Origin of the sequence: Micromonospora sp. LOL_014 (assembly GCF_048060245.1) — a bacterium.
Classification (GTDB): Bacteria; Actinomycetota; Actinomycetes; order Mycobacteriales; family Micromonosporaceae; genus Micromonospora_E.
On record NZ_JBHMIP010000026.1, the window covers coordinates 104,094 to 120,023 of the forward strand.

14 protein-coding genes are annotated in these 15,930 nt (G+C 71.5%); 5 read left to right on the forward strand and 9 right to left on the reverse strand.

Annotated elements, in window-relative coordinates; translation table 11 throughout:
* Positions 1-38: 38 nt before the first annotated feature.
* Complete coding sequence (locus ACFHW1_RS22105; RefSeq protein WP_416552052.1) at positions 39-731, reverse strand: hypothetical protein; 693 nt, start codon at positions 729-731, stop codon at positions 39-41.
* Positions 728-3,508, reverse strand: a complete 2,781-nt coding sequence (locus tag ACFHW1_RS22110; RefSeq protein WP_416552051.1) for an FtsK/SpoIIIE domain-containing protein — start codon at positions 3,506-3,508, stop codon at positions 728-730. Before ACFHW1_RS22110 ends, ACFHW1_RS22105 begins: the two co-directional genes overlap by 4 nt.
* Before the next feature lie 216 nt (positions 3,509-3,724).
* On the opposite strand from ACFHW1_RS22110, the gene ACFHW1_RS22115 reads away from it, so the two are divergent.
* On the forward strand, positions 3,725-4,276 hold the full coding sequence (locus ACFHW1_RS22115; RefSeq protein WP_416567926.1) for a hypothetical protein: 552 nt from the start codon (positions 3,725-3,727) through the stop codon (positions 4,274-4,276).
* Positions 4,277-4,286: 10 nt separating this feature from the next.
* Here ACFHW1_RS22115 and ACFHW1_RS22120 read toward each other — a convergent pair whose 3' ends face one another.
* From ACFHW1_RS22120 to ACFHW1_RS22150, 7 genes are all read right to left on the reverse strand, one after another.
* A complete protein-coding gene (locus tag ACFHW1_RS22120) occupies positions 4,287-4,874 on the reverse strand; it encodes a hypothetical protein (RefSeq protein WP_416567960.1) in 588 nt (195 codons plus the stop codon).
* A 33-nt stretch (positions 4,875-4,907) separates the two neighbouring features.
* A complete protein-coding gene (locus tag ACFHW1_RS22125; RefSeq protein ID WP_416567927.1) occupies positions 4,908-6,035 on the reverse strand; it encodes a M23 family metallopeptidase in 1,128 nt (375 codons plus the stop codon).
* Positions 6,032-6,580: a hypothetical protein gene (locus ACFHW1_RS22130; protein WP_416552048.1), complete on the reverse strand. Its 549-nt coding sequence runs from the start codon at positions 6,578-6,580 to the stop codon at positions 6,032-6,034. The genes ACFHW1_RS22125 and ACFHW1_RS22130 overlap by 4 nt, the downstream gene beginning before the upstream one ends.
* 6 nt (positions 6,581-6,586) lie before the next feature.
* Complete coding sequence (locus ACFHW1_RS22135) at positions 6,587-8,515, reverse strand: MFS transporter (RefSeq protein WP_416567928.1); 1,929 nt, start codon at positions 8,513-8,515, stop codon at positions 6,587-6,589.
* Between the two features lies 1 nt (position 8,516).
* A complete protein-coding gene (locus tag ACFHW1_RS22140) occupies positions 8,517-12,098 on the reverse strand; it encodes an ATP-binding protein (RefSeq protein ID WP_416552046.1) in 3,582 nt (1,193 codons plus the stop codon).
* Between the two features lie 64 nt (positions 12,099-12,162).
* The gene (locus ACFHW1_RS22145) at positions 12,163-12,525 is read right to left on the reverse strand and encodes a hypothetical protein (RefSeq protein WP_416552045.1); all 363 of its coding nucleotides are present in this window, start codon (positions 12,523-12,525) and stop codon (positions 12,163-12,165) included.
* 15 nt (positions 12,526-12,540) lie between these two features.
* A complete protein-coding gene (locus ACFHW1_RS22150; RefSeq protein ID WP_233606437.1) occupies positions 12,541-12,828 on the reverse strand; it encodes a hypothetical protein in 288 nt (95 codons plus the stop codon).
* Positions 12,829-13,198: 370 nt separating this feature from the next.
* Here ACFHW1_RS22150 and folP point away from each other — a divergent pair, with 370 nt between their 5' ends.
* The 4 genes from folP (at position 13,199) to ACFHW1_RS22170 (ending at position 15,573) form a co-directional block, all read left to right on the forward strand.
* Positions 13,199-14,071: a dihydropteroate synthase gene (folP, locus tag ACFHW1_RS22155; RefSeq protein WP_416552044.1), complete on the forward strand. Its 873-nt coding sequence runs from the start codon at positions 13,199-13,201 to the stop codon at positions 14,069-14,071.
* Positions 14,068-14,490, forward strand: a complete 423-nt coding sequence (folB, locus tag ACFHW1_RS22160; RefSeq protein WP_416552043.1) for a dihydroneopterin aldolase — start codon at positions 14,068-14,070, stop codon at positions 14,488-14,490. The genes folP and folB overlap by 4 nt, the downstream gene beginning before the upstream one ends.
* Entirely contained in the window at positions 14,487-15,014 is a 528-nt protein-coding gene (gene folK / locus ACFHW1_RS22165) for a 2-amino-4-hydroxy-6-hydroxymethyldihydropteridine diphosphokinase (protein ID WP_416552042.1), read from the forward strand. The genes folB and folK overlap by 4 nt, the downstream gene beginning before the upstream one ends.
* A gap of 91 nt (positions 15,015-15,105) precedes the next feature.
* A complete protein-coding gene (locus ACFHW1_RS22170; protein WP_416616023.1) occupies positions 15,106-15,573 on the forward strand; it encodes a DUF3180 domain-containing protein in 468 nt (155 codons plus the stop codon).
* The last annotated feature ends 357 nt before the right edge of the window (positions 15,574-15,930 follow it).

A 15,930-nucleotide genomic window follows, 5' to 3' on the forward strand; every position in this document is an offset into this window, starting at 1 on the left:
GGCTCAGGTTCACGCACGGCTGACACCAGTTGCCCGGTTCACCCGAGCAGCGAGATCAGTGCCGCCAGCACCAACGCCAGCACCAGCGGGACCGCGCAGACCAGCGCCCCCACCAACGGTGTGCGGTCCGGCCGTTGGCCCGGCCCGGCGAACACGAAACCGATCGCCAGCCAACCAAGGCCGAACGCGACCAGCGGCAGGACCAGTCCGCAGCCGAGGGCGTAGCCCACCGGCGCCCGGTCTCCGGCAACCACGAACATGGCCAACTGGATCATCAGTACGATCGCCGCGAACGGCCCGTACACCAGCAGGTTGCGTAGCCACGGCTGGGGACCGCCGGACGGACCCGCTGCGACGGCCAGGTCGCCGTTTGCGGCGTCGATCTGCGCGTGCGCCCGCGCGATCGCCGCCTGCCGAGCCGATGATTCGCCGGTCAGGGAGGCAGGCATCCCCACTGCGGCACCGGCCGAAGCCTCGGCTGATGCACTGACCGCAGCGTGGACTGCGGCTACCTCCGGCGGCACCGGATCGAGCACGTCAGGCGGTACGCCGAACCCGACCAGCTGACGCCGCTGGACAGCGAGGCGGTCGCGCAGCACCGTCAGGTCCACCTGGCGCCGGTCGCCGGCTGGACCGTCCGTCGGTAGCCCTTGGCCGTGGCGCAGCCGGGCCAGCCGCCGGGCGGCCGCCACGTACTCCGCCCACTCGCCTCCGGTGCCTTTCCCCGTCACGCCGCGCCCTCCCCAGTGTCGGCCACGGCGGGTTCCTCCCCGGTGCCGGCCACGGACCGGGCCGGTTGGAACGGTACGAAGACGGTGCGCCGGTCGGTCTGCGCGTCGTACAACAGTCCACGCTGCGGGCGGGGACGCCAGGCCGGCAGCCGGCCGGCGAGCCCGCCCGACCCAGCTGGCCTGGTCGGACCGGCCAACCCAGCCGATGCGACCCGCTCGACCTGGTCGGTCACTGGTCGATCGAGCAGGACGATCCCGGCGATCAGATCCGAACTTGGACCTAGGAATGCCAGGAACGGCTCCGGCTGCTCCCAGCCGGAGACCAGGTGGATGCCGCGGGCCGGCCCGGAATCCAACAGGTTGCGCAGGCGGGCGGCGGCCGGCCCGCCGAGTTCGAGAATGTCGGCCGTGGCGATGACCACGTACGCGGGGCCAGCCGCATCGCCCAGCGTCCGAAGTACCTCCAGATCCACGACCTCGGTTGGCTGACGGCCGTTGACCGCTCGGGCGAGCCCGGCTAACTGCTCCCGGTCGTGCTCGCCCATCGACAGCAACAGGATGCGGGCGGTGCCGGGCCGGTGGTGCGCCGCGACGCTGCGCACCACCGTGGCCAGCAGATCCGCCGTGCTGTCCCGGGAGCCGAAGATGGCGAGGTGGCGACCGGGGGCGCGTTCGAACCGGAACTCCGCTGTCCGCCCCGGCAGCTCGACGGCCCGGCCGAAGAGCCCGGCCGGGGTGTCCGGCGGGTCGGCCAGCACCCGCTGGTATGTCTCGTCCGATTCGAGTTCCGGCTGGCGGTAGCCGGCGAAGACCTGCGGCGGCCGGGCGTCAGCCGCGCGGCGGGACCACAACTTGCGGCGGAGCCCGGCCAACCCCGGCCGGTCGGTGTACGGGTCCGGAAAGTCGACGGTGCGTTCGTGGCCGCGGGTCGCCCCGCGCGGGCCGCCCAGCCCGCCTGCGGTGTTCACCACCGCCCGACCTGCCGGCAGCCCGACCGCGGCGTCGTTGTTCGGCTCCAGGAGCCAGTCACCGCCGGCCAGCACCACCCGGACCGGGAACTGGCTCAGCAGCGACTCCCGCCGCCACCAGCCACCGCCGGTCGACCTGTCGGCCGGATCGGGGCCGGCCCAGCCGCCCGACCCCGCCCAGCCGCCCGACCCGTCAGACCCGTCGGGTCCGATGCTCTGCTCCGACCTGGGAGCCGGGCCGGTCCCGGAGTCGGCGATCAGCAGGTGGACTCCGCTGCCGCGTCCGCCCCTGGCGATCCGTCCGAGCAGGTCGAGTGACTCGTCGGCGACCGGTTCGCTCAGGTCCAGCATCGGAGCCGGGTCCTTGAGGACGCAGAGCACGCGGGTCGTGCCCGTGGCGGCGGCGAGCTCGGCGAACCGGGTCGTCCCATTGCGGGCGGCCAGGAAGGATCGCCGGTCGACCTCCGCCGCCAACTGACGCAGCACCGACAGCCCGTACTCCGGGTCGGCGTCCACCCCGGCCGACGCGATGTGCGGCAGCCCGGACGGGTCGGTGGCGCCGGGCAGTACGCTGGCGAACGACTCGCCGGGCGACATATCGACCAGATGTACGGTCACCTCGGCGGGATCGTGCCGAACCGCCAACCCGTACAGAATGGTGGTCAGGAACCCGTCCACCTCGGAGCCGGCCTGGCCGGCCACCAACCAGTGCGGGGTGATGTCGTTGAACCGGAGCAGGACCGGGCGGTGCCCGTCGAACCCCGCTGCGGCCATCAGCCCGTCGGCGGCGGATTCGGCGACCGGGCCGCCCACCGGATCGGGCAGCAAATCGGTTAGCGGTGGACGGGAACCAGCCTCGGCCCGGGTGACGAGTTCCGCGCACACCTGATCGATCAGTTGCTGAGGCGGTTGCCGGTCCAGATACACCGGCGCGTCGAGCCCGCCGAGGTGGTCACCACCTGCTCCGGCCGGCAGGTCGCGGAAGGTGTCTCCGGGCGGGTCACCGACTAGGACGTACGGATTCCGTAGCCGCACCATGGTGCTCCGCGGCAGGTCGGCCCGGGCCTGTTCGGTGTCCAGCGGAGGTGGCGGCCAGCCGGCGACGACCAGATGCAGGCCATGCTCGGGGCCCACCTGGGCAAGCCGGGCGATCCAGTCGAGTACGGCACCGTCGGTGAGTTCGGGCAGCGAGGCGATCATCAGCAGCATGAACCGGCCCTGCCGGTGGTGTCGGGCGACCGCCGGTCGGGCCGGCCGGATCCACTGCTCCGCTTCGGCCAGCGCGGCCCGCAGCCCGGTGACGTCGGTGGCGGCCGAACGCAAGACGCCGGCCCCGATCAGCGGCCGGAAGGGGCCGAGTACATCCTCGCCCGCAGTGCCGACGCCGTCCACCGTACGCACCGAAAGCCGTTGCGGCGGTACGGCGGCCAGCAGGCGGAGCAGTACCGCGCGCAGCAGTCCGGCGACCCGCCGGTCGCGGATATCGCCGTCGAGCGTCAGATGACCGTTGCCGAGGAACGGGACGACCACCGGGAACCGGGCGTCGTCCAGTGGCTGGGCGATGCCGATCCGCAGGTGGCCGACGTGGTCGAGACCGCCCATCGGCATTGCTGGGGTCTGGGCGTCGAGCGGAGCGCCCCACCAGCCGGGGGCCAGCCGCGCCGCGAGGCTGCGGAGCTGCTCGGCGACCTCATGCTGATCGGAGCCGGTGGAACGTCGGCCGGCGGCCGCTTCCACCTGGCTCAGCGCGGCGACGACGGCTGCCGCCGAGCGGTGCAACGCGGCGGCGCGGCCCAGGTCCCTGCCCATGTCGACCACCTGCCTACCGCGCTGTACGGCAGCCCGTCCGTGGGCGCCGGTTGAGTTCAGACCTGAGACGGTATCCCAGCCGGTCCGCAACCGGATGCGGGGTGACCGACGTTTCTCGCCCGATCAGTACTCGCCAGGGTGCTTCGCCGGATATGCGACCAATTAGGACTCGGACCGGCTATTCAGTCTCACGTTCGCGGCGGATACTGTCGAGGGGTGGAGCAGACCCGGCCGGCGGCCCCCGTACGCCGCGAACGGGTGCCCCGGCAACGGACCGCTCCTGGCGTCGGAGCACCGCCCGTGGTGCCACCCGGCCGCCGGCTACGGCTGGCGCTGGTGCTGGCCGCCGGGATCACCGCGCTGCTCTGCCTCGGTGGCGTCAGCGTCGCGTTCGTCCTCTACACGAGCGTCACCACCCCCGACCGGGGCACCCCCGAATCAGCGACGCTGGGCTTCCTCGAGGCCTACCTGGTACAGCGCGACGACACCGTCGCCGCACTGCACCTCTGCGAGGATCCGTCGATCGCACCTCTTGCCGCCTACCGCGACAGCATCGTCGAGTGGGAGCAGCGCCAAGGGACGCTGTCCGCGAAAACCATCGGGCAGCTCACTACCGAGAACGCCACGGACAGCGACGCGGTTCTGACGGTGGTGATCGAACGTCGGATGGCCTCCAGCGGCTTGATCAACAGGCTGACGGACCGCTGGCGGATTACTGCAGTGGACGAGGGCGACTGGCGGGTCTGCCAGGTGGATCGGCTGGACTGACCGGTCGATGTCACTCCACCCAGACCAGATGGACCGGCAGTTCGATCGTCTCCGGCGGCTGGCCCGTCCACACCCACCGGTACCAGGCCAACTCGGTGGCCGCCCGGACACAGATGTCCCCGTCGGCGCCGGAGTGCAACTCGGTCACCGCGCGTAGGTCACGGCGTTCCTGACCGTCGTCCATGTGCACCAGCCGTCGGCCGACCAACGGCCCCGCGTCGACCACCGGCACCGGAAAGCGGGGTGCCGGGGCATCCAGCGACACGAGCCGGGACAGCACGTCGCCCCGCCCCGGGGCGGTCAGTGTGTCGTCCGGCTGCTCGACCCAGACCCGGTCGGCCGGCACCAGGGGAGCGAACACCTCCACCCCCTCCGATTCGGCCCGGTACCACTCCTGTTCCGGCAGCACCGGCACATAGGTGCGGCTGCGCTGGACGACCTTCTCGTCGCCGCGCAGGTCGCCGCGCCATCCGGTGCCCGGCAGGCCGACCCAGACCCGCCGGCCGCGTAACGTGGCTGCGACGGCGGCCGGTACCAGCGCCGTCGGTCGCGGCGGTCGAGGTGCCCAGTCCGGCTGGTCCGCGAACGGATCCGGCATCGGTTCCCGGGTCAACTCAGCTCCTCCGGTCGGTCAGCCACTCTCGCCGAGCGGTGCACCCCGCTCCCGCATGAACGGCACCGGGTTGACGGCTCCGCGGCTGCTGCGGTCTCCGTTGAGGTGGATCTCGTAGTGCAGGTGCGGGCCGGACGAGTTGCCGCTGGAGCCGACCTCGCCGATCACCTGTCCGGCGTCGACCAGGTCGCCTTCGTCAACTTCCGGCCGCTTCACCATGTGACAGTATCTCGTGATCACCTGGTCAGCGTGCAGGATGTCGACGAACCAGCCGCAGCCACCTTTGCTGGGCGAGCCGTCCACGTCGCAGTCGAGGCGGCCGTACTGGTCCGGGTCGCACCGGGAGACGATGACGCGGCCGGCCGAGGCGGCCCGGATCAGGGTGCCCTTCGGCTGGGCGATGTCCACGCCGTTGTGCCCGGGCCGGGAGCTGGTTCGGAAGCCGGACCCGACGTTGCCCGGCACCGGCCGGGTCCATCCCGAGGCGGCGACCTCGCCGTCGGCGGCGCAGCGCAGCAGCCCGTCCGGGCCGGCGACCGCGCGGGCCGCGCCGCCGGTGAGGATGTTGACGATCCGGGTCGCCAACGGTTCGTGCTTGGCGTACGCGTCCGGGAAGGCGCTGACCTGCACCCGCTGCGCGGCGTCGGTCAGCGCCATCGTCTCCCAGCCATCGATGGTGAGCAGCTTCTGGTAGAACTTCTGCGAGGAGTACGCCGGATCCTGTAGCTGTTCCGGGGTGCCCCAGCCCTGGCTGGGCCGCTGCTGGAACAGTCCGACCGAGTCGTGGTCGTTGCGGTCGCCGAGATGCCCCAGGTTTCGCAGTGCCGACTCCTGCATGGCGGTGGCCACCGCGATCACCCAGCCGCGCGGTGACACCGACAACTCTGCACCGACGTTGATGATCACGGCCGCGTTGGCGACCTGGTCCGGCCCGTACGGCCCGACCCGGGGTGCCTGGTCGGGATCGACCGGGCCGTCCCGCCCGCAGCCGAAGGTGGCGAACAACGCCGAGTCCGGCTCGTCGTCGCTGAACAGCACGGCACCGATCCCGCCGGTGCAGCAGAGCAGCACCAGCGTCGCGGTCAGCGCCACGGTCAAGGCGACGTGCCGGGCGGCACGGGTCCGCATGCCGGGGTTGTCGCTCATGCTCGCACCCAGTCGACGCCGTCGACCAGCCACTGTCCGTCGGGGCCGGTCAACCGTAGCCGCAACGTACCGGAATCCACCTCGATCACCACCTCGACCAGATTCGTCCCGTACGGGATGACCGCCGGTTCACCGGTCAGCCGCTCGGCCGGCACCGCCACCGGATCGACGCCGACCAGCTTCCCGGCCAGTTCCTCGGTGGCGTACGGACGCAGCCCGGCGTGCCACTGCTCGGCGTCGAGGCCGCGGTCGAGCCAGGCGGTCGCGAACGCGACGGCGACGGTCGGCGGATCGGCGGCACCGGGACTGGTCACCGGATCGGGTGCGGGTGCCACCGACCGGATTCCGTCGTCACCGGCGGTCGGGTCGATGGTCAACGCGGGTTGCGGACCCGGTGCACCCAGTAGCGGTCCGCTGGTCCCGTCATCACGGCCGACGACCTGACCGACGCCGACCACGCTGACCACGACGACGAGCAGCACGACCGCCAGCCCGACCCGGGACCGGAAGAGGAACCGGGTCAGGAAGGCGACGACGGTACGCATTCCAGGTCACCGGGCCTCGGTGCGGATGCGCGGCTTAGGCGCCTCGTCGGACTTGCGGGTGCTGTCGGGCCGGTAGACGGCGTACTGGTGCTCTTCGGCTGGGACGTCGGGCGCGGTCCACGTCGACGCACGACGGGGGCGACTCGATGGTCGGGGCGACCCGGGCAGGGTGGTGGGTTCGGAGCCGTCCTCCCGGCCGTCCGGCCGATCCCTGGCCGGTCCGGTGCCGCCGGCACCACCGGCGGGTCTGTCGCTGCTCGGGTCCTCCAACCGGGCCTCCGGCCGCACCACGGTCTGCTTGACGACGGTCTGGTCCCGTCCGTCCTTGGACTTGACCACGACCTGCTCGGGCTCGCGGGTCTCCCGGGTCTCCCGGAAGTACCGCAGGTGCCACGAACTGCCGCCGCCGTCCCGGCCGCCGAGGTCGGTGATCCGTCGGTACGGACGCAGCAGGAGCCAGCCGACCATGCCGCAGAGCCAGATCAGTACCACCTGCAGCCAGCCCGGCAAGGTGGGCGTGCTCATGATCAGGTCGACGGCGAACAGGTAGACGGCCGCCCCGGTGCCGAAGATCGCGATGTTGAAGACGGCGGCGACGACCGCGTTGCCGAGTCGACGCATCCCCGCTCCGGCCGGCCGGAGCAGACCGATGGTCCCGAGGATCGGCGCGGCGACGACCGCCCAGCGGAACAGCAGGAACCCGAGCAGAACCAGCAGCGACGCGGCGAGGTCGAACATGGCGAACATGGCTGCCGCGAAGATGGCGATCAGGCCGGTGCCGACCCGGTCCATCTCCCGGATGCCCTGCAGATGCTCGTACGCTTCCGGATCCTCGGTGCGGATCTGCTCGGCGACCGTCATCCACTGCCGGTTCTTCTGCGAAAGGATGGCATCCCGGCGCTGTGGATCGGCACGCATCAATTCGATCTCCGACCAGGTGAATGCCTGGGCGTCGTAGAGCGCGAAGCCGTACTTCTCCGCTGTCGGGCTGTCCGCCGAGCCAAGTACTCCGCGCAACCAGTTGCGGTACAACATGGCCGAGGTGATGGTGTCGCTGGCCCGGACCGCTGGCGGACGCTGATCGGAGCAGCGTTTGGCGTCAGCTTCCGGGCACTCCTCGGCTGGGATCTCGACGGCCCGCGGTCCGACAGCCTCGTGGACCACACCCAGTGTGCTGGTCAGCGCGTCGTCCGCCAGGTTCGCCGAGCGGACCGGCCAAGCGGCGATCGCGGTCACCACCACCATGATCAGGACTGCCCAGCCGGCCGTCGTGATCATGTTGCTCATGTCCGACTGACGTGACCGCCAGATCAGGTAGAGACCGACCACACAGAGGGTGATCAGCCCGAAGACCGTGAAGACCTCGTCGTAGATCGCGGTGGTCGCCTGCGCCACCAGCGGGTCGGCCCAGGCGTACATGGTCCCTGGGTCCCAGGCCCGTTCCCGGATCGCGTTGGACGCCCCGACGATTGCGGTGGCGACCATCATCTCCAGGTTGGCGACCCCGTTGAACACGCCGACGTCGGCGTTCACCACCGAGGAGGCGCACCCGCCGTTGAGGTCGTACGTCGGGAACCGGTAGCCGGCGTACCCGTAGTTCATGTACAGCCCGCTGGCACCTTCGGTCTGCTCCGGTTGGGTGGCGAACCAGCCGCCGAAGCCGGAGTCGGGGGCGCTCGGTGCCGGCGGGTCGAGGCACTGCGCACGAGCCGAGCTGACGTCCTGCAGCCGGTCCAGACAGGCCCGGAAGTCGGCCTGCCAGGCCTCGACCGGACACAGGTCGACCGGTGCCTGGGCGGGCAGCTGGGCGACCGGCGCGACCGGGGCGGCCTGGGCCGGCGGGGTAGCGCCGAGCACCGGCCAGGAGATGCTCGCCACGGCGGCTGTCAGGACGGCGAGCAGGAGCGCGGTGCACCGGGTCGCGGTCCTCGCCACGTCATACCTCCAGGTCACTGAGCGCGGTCGGCAGACCGGCGGGTGCCGCCTGCGGCGTACCGGGTGTGGTGTCCAGATGATCGAGCAGTCCGTCCACGTACGAGACGTCCACCCGGACCTTCTGCACCCGACCGTCCACGTCGCGCATGATGAACTCCCGGAAGCCCAGCCGGCTCGCGGAAGAACTGTCTACGCTAGACAACGAGGCGAGCGTCGCCTCGTAACCGTCGTCCACCGGGACGCGCAGCAGGCGCAGCGCCTCGGCGGCGATCTCCTCGTCCTCGGCGATCCGGCCGACGAAGACGGTGGAGACCAGGTTCTGCACGTCCAGCCCGAGGATGTCCCGTGGATTCTGCGACGAGACCAGCGCGGCCAGGTTCCATTTGCGGGAGTCACGGGCCAGCCGGACCAGGAAGGACCGGCCGGACCGCCAGCCCTCCATGAAGTGCGCCTCGTCGAGGCCAACCAGTTTGCGCGACCCCATCGAGCCGCCGTAGCAGCGGCGTACCGCCAGCCGGTGGGCGGTGTGCAGCATCGGCAGCGCCAACGCCTCCTCGGCCGACCAGTACTCGCGTTCGATCTTCAGGTCGGGCAGCCGTAGCCCGGCCATGGTGATCACGGTCAGCGCGGCGTCGGCACCGAGCAGGCCCGGCTCCGGTGCACCGAAGAACAGCAGGGCCAGCGGCATCTCGGCGGTGTCCAGCAGCAGGTTGGCCAGCTCACGGCCGTCGTCGTCGAGCCCGCTGAGGCAGGCGACCACATCGTCCAAGGTGGAGGTCTCCTCGGCGGGCACCTGGCGGACCGCGTGCCGCAGCAGCGTGGCCGTCGACGACTCCCGGGCAACCTGCGGCGGCACCAGCATCATGCAGATGTCCTGGACCAGCATCCGGCGTTCGGCCCGGGCGTTCGATACGGAAATCTCGTACTCGCGGTCGCCGGCGGCTCCGGTGGCGAACTCGCCGCGCACCGGTGTCGGGATGAGTGAGTACGGCGCCAGGGTGCCCTGTTCGGAACCGGTCAGGTTTAGCACCCGCGAGTACGGCCGCAGCTCCGGCATGGCGCAGAGCCGGGCCAGCGGCCCGGACGGGTCGAGCAGGGTGACCTGCACGCCGCGCCGGGCGGCCAGGTAGCCGAGGGCGCCGAGCAGCGTCGACTTGCCGCCGCCCGGCTCGGCGACGAAGACGGCGAGCCCGGAACGTTCCCGGACCTCCATCGGGAAGTGCAGGTCGAGGAAGACCGGACGGCGGCAGGTGCCGGCGGTACGCCCGATCAGGTCGCCGCGCCGGTCGCCGACCGTCGACGCGGCCTGCGGCAGCGCGGCGGCCAGCAGGTTGACCGGCATCCGCCGGATGTATCCGGTGTTCGCCACCGGCTCCCCAGGGATGAACTCCCGGGCCAGCCAGTCCTGGTTCTTCGGATGCTGCAGCGAGATGCGCATCTCCCGGGAGTACAGCTGGATTAGCCGGCGGGCCCGTTCCAGACACTCTTCGCGGGTCCGGCCGCCGACGGCGATCCGGTGCCAGCCGTGCGCTCGGGCGGACTCGACCGGCAGGCCGGTGGTCATCTCGTCACCGATGTGCAGGGCCCGCTTGGCGAGCCGTTCCAACTCCGGCGGCGCGTCGATGCCGTGCTCGGCGTAGTCCAGTTGCTGCGAGCGAATCATCCGGAGCCGGTGCTCCAGGTTGCGAAACGAGTCGGCTGGTCCGAGCAGGTCGATCCGGGAGGAGATTTCCATCGGCCACGGCAGCCGTTCGTGGAAGTGCATCCATGGCTCGTGCCGCTCCGGGATCTCCAGCGGCTCCATTCGGCCGACTGCCAGCACCGCGACGTGCCGCTCCTCGCCGGTCATCCGGTTGACCAGCTTGAGCGTCGAGCCGTACGGGGTACGGTAGCGCTCGACCTGCTCGGTGAGGGCGAGCAGGTCGCCGCGGTCCCAGTTGCCGTCCCGCACCGGCGAGAGCATGGTTGGCGGGTTCATGCAGAGCGCGACCGACCGGTAGAGTAGCCATTCGAGTTCGCCGGCGGTGACCCGTCGACCCCGCATGCCGAAGGCACCCAGCACCTCGTCGAACTGCTCGACCATCCGGCCGAGCCGGCGGCGTTCGCTCTCGGCGACGCCGCGCCCGAACAGCCGCAGCACCCGTTCGGACAGTGAGTCGCCGAGCGACCGGCGGGCGAAGGTGATGCCCAGGTAGGTCTGCCCCTCGGCGTGGTTGACCGCCATCAGGTGCCGCTGGGCGGCGACCAGATGGTCGGACCAGGAGACCGCGTCGGAGACGTTGGGCAGGGGGTTGCTGGTCAGCGAGTCGATGGTGCGGGCCCACTCGTCGGCCGGGAACGGCCGGGTCGTGCGGCGTAGGTGCACCCGGAATCCGGCCAGGCCGGCGTACTGCTCGGAGATGGCGGACAGCAGCACTTCCCGCTCGGCGTCGGGCCGGAACGCCCAGCGTACCTCGGGCAGCCAGTACCAGGCGGTGACGGTGTTCGGGGTGAAGGTGAGATGGCCGGCGATCTCGGTGATGGCGAGTTCGGCGGCCGGATCCCGGTCGGTGAACTTGACCTTCGGGGGGCGGATCGGCACCGGCTTGATCAACTTGTCCGGTCGGTCGGCCTCGTCGGCCCGCCGGCGGGCCCGCTTGCCCTTGCCCTTACCGCGGACCGGTGCATTGGCCGGCGGCGGCTGGTGCACCGGTGCGGGTGCGGTGCGCTGTTGGGGTGCGGTTGCGGCGTGCTGCTGGGGTGCTGGTGCGGCGTGCTGCGGCATCGCCGGTGGCCGGCGTTGCGCTGGTGTGCCATCTCGCTGCGCTGCCTCGGCCGGGTGTGCCGAGTCGGGCCGGTTCCGAACGGGTTGCTTGGTCGGACCGGGCCGGCGGGGGGCGGTGGGCGGTGGCGGCAGGACCGGTGCCGGCGGCACTGTGGACGCCGACGTGACCGGCTGGCCGTCGCGCGGTGCGGCCGGTTCGGCTGCGGGGGCCGGGCCGCCGGCGGTACGCGGGGTGGGCATGGCAGTCCGGCGCTGAACCGGTGGGTCGGGGGAACCGGACAGCGCCGAGCCGATCGGACCGGCGGGTGGGGTGTTCCTGGCTGACGCGTCGCCGGGAGTTCCTTGCGGATCGTGGCGGGTGGGCGGTCCGATGGCGGTCTGCTGGGCCGGCGGTGCGATCGCGTCGTGTCGGGCGGGCGGTTCGATGGCGTCGTGCTGCGTTGGTGGTGCGATCGCGTCGTGTTGGGCCGAGCGCCGGATCGCCGTCCGTGGCGTGCGGCCCGGCTGGTGGCCACCGGCCGGGCCGGCACCCGGAAAAAGGTCCAGGAATGGCGAGTCGATGTCGGTGTTGTCGCTCATACCGGCTCTGGGGGTGGGCACTGGTGGCGCCGGCGGTGGGGTCCGCGTCGGCCGGCTGCTGCGGGACGCTGCGGGTGCTTGGAAGTAGGCGACCGCGCCGTGGCTGGGGCTGGTGACCAGTCCGGTGTCGGTCGACTCGCCCAGCGCGGCGTCGTAGTCGCTCGATCGCTTACCGTTACCGCGGGTGCCGGCCGGCTGGCCGGCCGGGTGGGAGGAGCCCGGCGGGGTTGATCGGCTCATGCCATCGCCTCACGCCGCCCGCCAGCCGGGTGGGCGGCGGCTGTGGTTCGGTGGTTGGTGCGGGTCATGCCAACTCCTCCCGAATCCGGATGTGGCTGGCGACCAGCCGCGGGTCTCGCTGTTCGGCGGCGGGTTCCCTGGTGCGGCGCCAGTCGGTGAGGGCGGTCCGGACCACCATCCGGGCGGGCCGATCCGGGTCGACGTACCGGAAGATGAAGGAGGTGGTGACGATCGCCAGTGCGATCTCCCAGGCGGGGAAGAGCTCCACGGTGAAGGTGAACGCCCAGTGGATGAACATGTAGAGCGGTACGAGGAGGATGAAGACCCCGTACTGGGCATATGGCAGGTGGATCGGCAACGTGTAGCCGGGCGGGCCGAGGTAGACCAGCCGGGCGCGGTAGATGTCGTCGTCGGTACGCAGCCGCATCCTGTGCCCCGCGCTCTATTCGAACATCAGGTTGATGAGGTAGTCGCCGACGAAGAAGAGCGTCGCCGCTCCGGCGATGAACGCCAAACCCACGATCGCGATCGCGGAGCTGGTCAGGACCTTGGAGATCTCACCTTTGCTGGCCCGGCCGATGAAGATCACGCCCAGCACCGCCAGCAGGATCGGCGCGACCTTGCTGGCAAGGAAGGAGACAACGCCCTCGGTGTTGAAGCCGGTCGGTGCCGGGTCCGGCTCACCGGCCGGCGCGGCCAGTAGCGGCAGCGTGTCGACAACGGAGGCCATGGCGGCGTTGACCGTGTCGACGAGCGTTGTTTCGATCATGGGAACCTCCCCGGTGTGCGGCCGGCGAAGCCGGGGCACTGCAGTTGTCCAGCCTCACGGACGTGTCGGGTCGTGCCGCGAGTTTCGACCCTGCGTCCGGCGATCACCGCGTACGGTGAAGATTTGTGGGCTTTTTGTCCAACTTCAGCCCTTCTCCTCGGCGTTGCCCTCGCTGACCACCAGCAACTGCAAAGCGTACGGGCCACCCCTGTCTGGTACAAGCTGCGTGCAACTCGACCGACAGCGCCGCCGTGCCGCCGTTGTCTGGTTCGAGAGTACCCAGCATGCCCTCTGCCGGCCGACACCGAGCCGCGCCGGTACCGTCCTACCCGTGACCGATCTGCTGCGGCCGGCCCGGCCGGTCGTGATGGGCGTTCTCAACGTCACGCCTGACTCCTTTTCCGACGGCGGGCGGTACGCCGACCTCGACGCCGCCGTCGCCCACGGCGTCCGGCTGCACCGCGACGGCGCCGACCTGATCGACGTCGGCGGTGAGTCGACCCGGCCGGGCGCGGTGCGGATCGACGCCGCGACCGAGGCGGCCCGGGTGCTTCCGGTCGTCCGGGCGCTCGCCGCCGCCGGCGTACCGATGAGCATCGACACCACCCGGGCGACGGTCGCCGCCGCCGCGCTGGCCGCCGGGGCGGTGGTGGTGAACGACGTCTCCGGCGGTCTGGCGGATCCACGGATGGCCGAGGTGGTCGCCGAGGCCGGCTGCCCGTGGATTCTGATGCACTGGCGCGGGCACTCCGACCGGATGCAGGACCTGGCGCACTACCGCGACGTGGTCGGCGAGGTCCGCGCCGAGCTCGCCGCCCGGATCGACGCCGCGCTGACCGCCGGGGTGGCCGCCGACCGGCTCGTCGTTGACCCCGGTCTTGGCTTCGCCAAGCGGGCGGAGCACAACTGGCAGCTCACCGTCCGTCTGCCCGAGCTGCTCGACCTCGGTTGCCCGTTGCTCTTCGCGGCCAGCCGCAAGTCCTACCTGGGCCAACTGCTCGCCGACCCGGCAGGCCAGCCACGGCCGGTCGACCAACGGGCTGCGGCGACCATCGCCACCAGTCTGTTGGCGGTCGCCGCCGGCGCCTGGGGAGTCCGGGTACACGACGTCCGGGACACCGTCGACGCGCTGGCGGTGTGGCAGGCCAGCGGACGCCCCAGGATCGTCCCGGACGCCGACGAGCCGCCGGGGAGCCGTCAATGACCGACCACCAGCCCGCCGCAGGGCCGTCGCCCAATCTGGGTGCCGTGCGGCCGTCAACGACCGACCGGATCGTGCTGACCGGGCTGCGTGCCCGTGGTCGGCACGGCGTCTACCCGCAGGAACGGGCCACCGGGCAGGACTTCGTCGTCGACGTCGAGCTCACCGTCGACCTCGCGCCGGCGGCCGCCTCGGATGACGTCACCAACACCGTGCACTACGGCGAGCTGGCCGACCGGCTGGTCGCGATCGTCAGCGGCGAGCCGGTGAACCTGATCGAGACGCTGGCCGACCGGCTGGCCGCCCAGTGCCTGGCGGACCACCGGGTCTGTTCGGTCACGGTGACCGTGCACAAGCCGCAGGCGCCGATTCCGCACCCGTTCACCGACGTCGCGGTCGTGCTGACCCGGAGCCGACCGTGACCCGGGCGGTGCTTGCGCTGGGCAGCAATCTCGGTGACCGGTACGGGCGGTTGCGCGCGGCGGTACGGTCGATGGACGACGTACTGCTGGTCGTCTCCGGGGTTTACGAAACCCCGCCATGGGGCGACCCGGCGCAGCCCGACTACCTCAACGCGGTCGCGCTGGTGGCCGACCCGGGTGCCGCGCCGGCCGATTGGCTCGACCGGTGCCGCGGCCTCGAACGGGCCGCCGGGCGGGTGCGTGACCCGGACCGGCCGTACGGGCCCCGCAGCCTGGACGTGGACGTCGTCGCCGTGTGGACCGACGACGACACCCCCGTGTTCAGCGACGATCCTGAGCTGGTGCTGCCTCACCCCCGGGCACGGCTGCGGGCGTTCGTGCTGCGACCGTGGATCGACATCCAGCCGTACGGCCACCTGCCCGGCCACGGCTGGCTGACCGACCTGCTCAACCACGATCCGGTCGCCGGGGACCTGCTCGAACTGCGCCCCCGACCGGATCTGCCGCTAGAGTCGACCCAGTGAACGTGCGTCTGTCGATCACCTTGCCGGGGTTGATGCTGCCGTGACCGGACCGGGAGTCAGTCCGCGTGGACGGGAGCCTGACGAGCCGCGGATGGGGCCTACCAGGTCGTCCACCCTGGTGGTGGCGGCGCTGGCCGCCGCGGCGGTCGGCTGGCTGGTGATCAGCAGCTGGTACGTACGGATGCCGGTCCTACCCTGGCTACCCTCCGCGACTTTGGCGGCATTGGCCGTGTTCGAAGGGTACGCGGCGCTGAACACCCGGGCCCGGGTCGACCGCCAGCCTGGGCACGATCCGGTCAACCCGCTGCTCGCCGCCCGCTTCGTGGTGTTGGCCAAGGCGTCCTCCCTCGCCGGGGCGATCTTCGCCGGCTTCTACGCCGGTCTGGTGCTGTGGCTGTTCATCCAGCCGACCCGGGCGGCGAGCAACGACCTGCCGACCGCCGGCAGCGGTCTGGTCGCCGCAGTCGCGCTGGTGGCGGCGGCGCTCTGGCTGGAGCGGGCCTGCCGGGTCCCGAACCGCCCGGAGGACTCCGACGCCCCGGACCAGCCGGCCGACTGACCCCTTCCGCTGCCTGACTGACCAGTCTGTCAGGCCGGTCCGCCGGGCCGGTGCCAACCCGGCATCGACCCGGTCCCGGGCATCTCGGCCGGATACGGGGGGTGACGGCCGGACCCGGTCGCGGGTACGGTGCCTGCGACCGGTACGGCTGCCCGGGCCACCGCGCGGACGCCACACGCTGGTCGATTGAGCGACCAGAGGAGACGCGGTATGGCGTACGACGATTCGCCTTATCGCCGGCGGAACGCGAGCACCTCGGATCCGACCGGCCACCGTCAGCCCGGCGACACCCGCTACGGCGACACCCGCTACGGCGACACCCGCTACGGCGACACCCGCTACGGCGACACCCGCTAC

Bases quoted from the DNA above. Each gene is read 5' to 3' on its own strand.
- ACFHW1_RS22110 (WP_416552051.1), bottom strand. From the start codon at position 3,508: ATGGGCAGGGACCTGGGCCGCGCCGCCGCGTTGCACCGCTCGGCGGCA.
- ACFHW1_RS22170 (WP_416616023.1), top strand. From the start codon at position 15,106: ATGGGGCCTACCAGGTCGTCCACCCTGGTGGTGGCGGCGCTGGCCGCC.
- ACFHW1_RS22120 (WP_416567960.1), bottom strand. From the start codon at position 4,874: ATGCCGGATCCGTTCGCGGACCAGCCGGACTGGGCACCTCGACCGCCG.
- ACFHW1_RS22150 (WP_233606437.1), bottom strand. From the start codon at position 12,828: ATGGCCTCCGTTGTCGACACGCTGCCGCTACTGGCCGCGCCGGCCGGT.
- ACFHW1_RS22145 (WP_416552045.1), bottom strand. From the start codon at position 12,525: ATGCGGCTGCGTACCGACGACGACATCTACCGCGCCCGGCTGGTCTAC.
- ACFHW1_RS22130 (WP_416552048.1), bottom strand. From the start codon at position 6,580: ATGCGTACCGTCGTCGCCTTCCTGACCCGGTTCCTCTTCCGGTCCCGG.
- ACFHW1_RS22125 (WP_416567927.1), bottom strand. From the start codon at position 6,035: ATGAGCGACAACCCCGGCATGCGGACCCGTGCCGCCCGGCACGTCGCC.
- ACFHW1_RS22140 (WP_416552046.1), bottom strand. From the start codon at position 12,098: ATGAGCCGATCAACCCCGCCGGGCTCCTCCCACCCGGCCGGCCAGCCG.
- folB (WP_416552043.1), top strand. From the start codon at position 14,068: ATGACCGACCACCAGCCCGCCGCAGGGCCGTCGCCCAATCTGGGTGCC.